General features: G+C 72.2%; 2 protein-coding genes. One reads left to right on the forward strand and one right to left on the reverse strand.

Features of this window, described 5'->3' with window-relative positions; genetic code table 11:
- On the reverse strand, nucleotides 1–783 hold a 783-nt coding region (locus tag ABT106_RS31650; protein ID WP_351284427.1), incomplete at its 3' end, for an AfsR/SARP family transcriptional regulator.
- 581 nt (nucleotides 784–1,364) lie between these two features.
- On the opposite strand from ABT106_RS31650, the gene ABT106_RS31655 reads away from it, so the two are divergent.
- Nucleotides 1,365–2,705, forward strand: coding sequence for a phytase (locus ABT106_RS31655; RefSeq protein ID WP_351284429.1), 1,341 nt, complete (start codon nucleotides 1,365–1,367; stop codon nucleotides 2,703–2,705).
- Nucleotides 2,706–2,765 lie beyond the last annotated feature (60 nt).

The following is a 2,765-nucleotide window of genomic DNA, read 5'->3' on the forward strand; positions in this document are numbered from 1 at the left end:
GCCCGGCCGCTGCCGGGACCCCAGCTCCTCGGCCCGCAGGATCGCGAGCTCCAGCCGGCGCAGCCCGGGTCCCGGGTCGATGCCCAGCTCGTCGCGGAGCCGGTCGCGGACCGTGCGGTACTCGGAGAGCGCCTCGGTCTGCCTCCCGGTGCGGTAGAGCGCTTCGATGAACTGTTCGGTGAACCGCTCGCGCACCGGATGCCGGCGCGCGCTCTCGTAGAGGTCGACCAGGACCTGATGGCAGTTCCCGGCGGCGAGTTCGAGGTCGCAGACCCGCTCCAGGACGCGCAGCCGCTCCTGTTCCAGCGCCGCCACCGCGTGTGACTGGAGCATCCGCGAGGCCACGTTGGCCAGCGGCTGTCCGTTCCACAGGGACAGCGCCTCGCGCAGCCGGTACAGCTCCTCGCCCGGCTCGCGGGCGGAGGCCGCCTCGAAGGCCAGGCTGCGGAAGAGGACGAGATCGAGGGTTTCGGTGGTGTTGTGCATCCGGTAACCGCCCGGAACGGATTCGATGGTGGTCGCGGATATCCCGTACTCGGCGAACAGCCGGCGCAGTCGCAGTACGCAGGTCTGCAAGGCGGCACGGGCGGTGGCGGGCGGCTCCTCGTCCCACACGGCCCGCACCAGATAGGAAGTCGATACGACGGCGTCGGGATGCAGAAGGAGCGCGGCCAGCAGGCTGGTGGGCTTGGACGGTTTGAGAACTGCCGTTTCCGGGCCGTGCGCAATGCTTAACGGCCCCAATAGCTGGAACCGGATGGTGGATCCCCCGAGTCGCTGCATGTATTTCCCCCCATGGGGAGAGTGGCGGGGGCAGCGATCGGCCGGCTCCGTGCGGGCGTGGAAACGGAATGAATCCGCACCCGGCCTGCAACCGCTCCCCGTCCCCCGTTGGGCGGTGAATGAGGGGAACCATACATAAGGGATCTTGCGGAAGTCGAGCCACAGGACACAGATTGAGGTTCGGACGCGCCTTTCTCACTTCTCCGTAACTCGGGCGTTCCACGTAGTTACTGCCGGTTCGTCAAAAATGTTCACCTGTAAACGAATTGGACCCCCGCGGGAGATCCCTTCCGTACTAACGGTCAAGTTGAATTCTGTCCTAAAGCCGACCGGAAAGGGTGGCTGGAATTCCCGCCCAGTGCTCTCGCCCGGCGTTCCCGGCCCGGCGCTCCCGCCCGGTGCTCCCGTATGGCGTCCGGCGCGGTTCATCCGCCGGCCATCCCGGCGTCACGTCCGCTTCGTGGCGGCTACCCGCGGGTAGCCCAGAGTGGCCGCGATCCTTGGACGTACGGCCGCTTCCCCGTCCCGGGCGCGCGGCCGGCCCCGAGGCCCCTGAGTCCGTCCCACGAGCAGGAGGCAACATGAGCGTGACCCCGGGCAGGAAGACGACGATCACCGCCGCGGCGCTGATCGCGGCCCTCACCGTGAGCGCCGGGCCGGCCCAGGCCCGTACGGACCGCGCGGCCGCGCCGTCGCTGCCCGGGGTGTCCGCCACCGTGGAGACCCCGTCCCTCTTCGACGACGAGGCGGGCGGCAACGCGAACGCGGACGACCCGGCGATCTGGCGCAACGCGCACGACCCCGACCGCAGCCTGGTGATCGCCACCGCCAAGGAGGGCGGCCTGCGCGTGTACGACCTGGACGGCCGCCAGGTGCAGTCCCTGCCCGCCCCGCCACCGCCGCGCGAGGGCGACAAGCCCGGGCGCTTCAACAACGTCGACCTGATCACCGGTCTCCGCTTCCCCGACGGGCGCCACGACGTGGCCGTCGTGTCCGACCGGGGCCGAGACCAGCTGCGTGTCTACCGGATCGACCCCGGGCGGACCGCCGGACCCCTGGTCGACGTCACGGACGCGACGGCCGCCCCGCACGTGTTCTCCACCGGCCAGGACGAGGTCAACGACCAGCGCACCGCCTACGGCCTCGCCGCCTACACCGACCGCCGTACGGGTCGCGCGTACGCGGTCGCCAGCCGGCGCAACGCCACCGCCCTCGCGCTCGCCGAGCTCACGCCGAACGCCCGGGGCACGGTCGGCTACCGCACGGTCCGCACCGTCTCGCTGCCCTCCGCGTTCACCCTGCCCGACGGCACGCGGTGGTCACCGTGCGGCGAACCCGGTGAGCTCCCCCAGGTCGAGGGCATGGTCGTCGACCCCGACACCGGCGACCTGTACGCGGGCCAGGAGGACGTCGGCATCTGGAAGCTCGACGCCGGCCTGCGCTCCCCGGCCCGGCTGATCGAGAAGGTCCGCTCGTACGGGGTCCCCGGCACCTGGAACCCGGACACCGAGGAGTGCGACGCGGGCACCGACCCCGGCTTCGGCGGGCGCCACATCAGCGCGGACGTGGAGGGCCTCACCCTCTGGCGCGACCCGCGCCACCCCGGGCGTGGCGGCTACCTGCTCGCGTCGAGCCAGGGCGACGACACCTTCGCCGCCTTCGACCGGGACCGGGGCGACGCGTTCGTCCGCGGCTTCCGCGTCACCGCGTCCGCGAAGCCCGGGGCGCCCGACGGCTCCGAGGAGAGCGACGGCGCCGCCGTCACCAGCGCACCACTGGGGACGAGGTTCCCGCGCGGCCTGCTGGTCGTCCAGGACGGCTCCAACACCCCCGCGGCCCCCGGACCGGACAGTGAGGTGCGCACCGACACGAACTTCAAGTTCGTCGACCTGGGCGCCCTCGCGCGCGCCGCGCGCCTCTGATCCCGGAGGGCCCCCGCCCCTGGCGCGCGGGGCCCCCCCGCCCCCGGGCCCCCCGGGGCC

Origin of the sequence: Streptomyces sp. NPDC002044 (genome assembly GCF_040296725.1) — a bacterium.
GTDB lineage: Bacteria > Actinomycetota > Actinomycetes > Streptomycetales > Streptomycetaceae > Streptomyces > Streptomyces antarcticus.